The organism is Streptomyces torulosus (assembly GCF_001419765.1).
GTDB classification, from domain to species: domain Bacteria; phylum Actinomycetota; class Actinomycetes; order Streptomycetales; family Streptomycetaceae; genus Streptomyces; species Streptomyces torulosus.
In genome coordinates this window covers 1-2439 of the sequence record NZ_LIRK01000981.1, presented here as the reverse complement: position 1 = coordinate 2439, position 2439 = coordinate 1, and the positions used below count along the sequence as shown (strand labels likewise).

Genomic DNA, 2439 nt, shown 5'->3' with positions numbered 1-2439 from the left:
CTGCTGGGGCGGTCGGGGCCGGTGGGCTTCCCGGGGCGGCTCGCGACGGGATTCAGGCTGTCGCGCTCGGGCTGTTCGACGCGATCGAGGAGCACCCGTGGCTCGCGACGCAGCTGGCGACCCAGCTCTCCCGCAGCCCTTGGGGGACGGTGGCGCCACGCCTCTTCGAGAGCATCGGGCGGCAGGTCCGCGCGCTGGGCGTACCCGAGGACAGCTGGTTCACGGCGACCTCGGCCCTGATGCACTACATCCTCGGCGCCGCCGGCCAGAACGCCGCGAACAGCGCGAGCGCCCGCGCGCTCCCGCCCGACGTGGACCGCGATCAGTTCCTCGACACCGTGTCGACGGCGTGGGAGGAACTCGACCCCGACGAGTACCCGTTCACCCGGTCCCTCGCCCCCCATCTGCGCGGGCACGACGACCGGGAGCAGTTCCTCGCCGGGATCACCCTCATCCTCGCCGGCATCACCGTGGTCCACCCGCCCGCCGGATAGCCGCCTTCATCGCCTCATCGGACGACCGGCGGTACCTCCGTCCCTCCGCGCACCGTCCGGAAGAACGCCCGGACATCGGCGACCAGTGCCTCGGGCGCCTCCAGGGCGAGGAAATGGCCACCTCGGTCCAGCTCCGTCCACCGCACGACGTGGTGGTCACGCTCGGCCCAGCGCCGGACCGTCACATCATGCGCGGAGACGAGCACGCCGGTGGGCACGCGATGACCACCGGCCGCCTCCGCCCACTCGCTCGCCCCGTCCCGCGCTCCGTCCGCTTCCCACGCCCCGTCCCAAGCGCCGTCCGCTGCCCAGGCATTCGCGGAGATCTCCTCGTAGTACACCTGGGCGGCGGAGGCGGCGGTGCCGGTGAACCAGTACAGCGAGACGTTCGTCAGCATCCGGTCCCGGTCGACGCTGTCCTCGGGCAGCCCGTCCTCCGGGTCGGTGAGTTCCTTGAACTTCTCGACGATCCAGGTCAGCTGGCCCACGGGTGAGTCGGTGAGGCCGTACGCCACGGTCTGCGGGCGCTTGGAGTTGCACTGCAGGTAACCGTCGTTGAAGTCCTGCATGGCCTGCCAGCGTCGCTGCTCCACCTCGCTGAGGCCGTCCGTCTCGCCCTCCGCGCCCACCGGGAAGGCGATCATGGCGTTCACATGGACACCGATCACCCGGTCCGGGGCCTGCTTGCCGATCTCGGGGGCCACCCAGGAGCCGGTGTCGTAACCCTGCACGCCGTAACGGTCGTAGCCGAGACGGGACATCAGCCCGGCGAGGACACCGGCCATCCGGGCCGCGTTCATACCGGGGCCCGACAGCGGCGTGGAGAAACCGAACCCCGGCAGCGACGGGACGACCAGGTGGAACGCGTCCACCGGGTCGCCACCGTGTGCCCGCGGATCGGACAGCGGCCCGATGACGTCCAGGAAGTCCACGACGGAGCCGGGCCAGCCGTGCAGCAACAGCAGCGGCGTGGCGTCCGGCTCCGGCGAACGCACATGGAGGAAGTGCACGTTCTGCCCGTCCACCGTCGTCGTCCACTGCTCGTACGAGTTCAGCAGCGCCTCCTGGGCCCGCCAGTCGAACCCGGTGCGCCAGTACTCGGCGAGCTCCTTCGCGTAGCCCACCGGCACGCCACGGCTCCACCCCACATCGGGCACCTCGGCGGGCCACCGCGCGGCCGCGAGCCGTGCGCGGAGATCGTCCAGCTGGGGTCGGGGGATGTCGACGCGGAAGGGCCGCAGGGCTTGATCGGTGGGGTGCGCGGGCATGGCGGGGGTGTCCTGAACGGCGTGTCCGCCGGGGGTGGGCTTCGTCATGGCAGCGACGCTAGGGACCGGTTAGGTCACCTACGGGCCTAAGGACGCGGCAGTCTCGTGACCATGCTGGAGACCTCCGGGCGGCTGCTGAGACTGCTCGCCCTGCTGCAGACCCACCGCGAACGTGACCGTTCCGGCGCGGAACTCGCCGAGCACCTGGGCGTCAGCCGCCGCACCCTGCGCCGCGACATCGAACGGCTGCGCGACCTCGGCTACCCCGTGCACGCCGCCCGGGGCGCCGCGGGCTACCGCCTCGGCGCCGGTGCGAGTCTGCCCCCGCTGCTGCTGGACGACGAGGAGGCCGTGGCGGTGGTCGTCGGGCTGCGCACCGCCGCCGACGGTACGGTCGCGGGCATCGAGGAGGCCTCGCTGCGCGCCCTCACCAAGCTGGAGCAGGTACTGCCCTCCCGGCTGCGGCACCGGGTCACCACCCTCCACACCGCCACGGTGCGGGCGGGGGCCGCGCCGGCCCCGAAGGTCTCGCCGGACACCCTCATGACCATCGCCGAAGCCTGCCGCCGCCGCGAACACCTCCGCTTCACCTACACGACCCGGCACGTGACCAGCCCTCACACCGCCGAGCCGCCGGTGCCGCCCACCACCGCGGGGGTGGGCGGCACCGGCGGCTC

General features: G+C 72.4%; 3 protein-coding genes. 2 read left to right on the top strand and 1 reads right to left on the bottom strand.

Annotated features, from left to right (window positions below):
• Positions 1-494, top strand: a 494-nt coding sequence (locus AOK23_RS43335) for a TetR/AcrR family transcriptional regulator C-terminal domain-containing protein (RefSeq protein ID WP_055717844.1), incomplete at its 5' end; no start/stop codon positions are given.
• A 14-nt stretch (positions 495-508) separates the two neighbouring features.
• On the opposite strand, the gene AOK23_RS43330 is transcribed toward AOK23_RS43335, so the two are convergent.
• On the bottom strand, positions 509-1762 hold the full coding sequence (locus tag AOK23_RS43330; RefSeq protein WP_055717843.1) for an epoxide hydrolase family protein: 1254 nt from the start codon (positions 1760-1762) through the stop codon (positions 509-511).
• A gap of 111 nt (positions 1763-1873) precedes the next feature.
• Here AOK23_RS43330 and AOK23_RS43325 point away from each other — a divergent pair.
• A partial coding sequence (locus AOK23_RS43325; protein WP_157878335.1) for a helix-turn-helix transcriptional regulator occupies positions 1874-2439 on the top strand: 566 nt, incomplete at its 3' end.

Bases quoted from the DNA above. Each gene is read 5' to 3' on its own strand.
- AOK23_RS43330 (WP_055717843.1), bottom strand. From the start codon at position 1,762: ATGCCCGCGCACCCCACCGATCAAGCCCTGCGGCCCTTCCGCGTCGAC.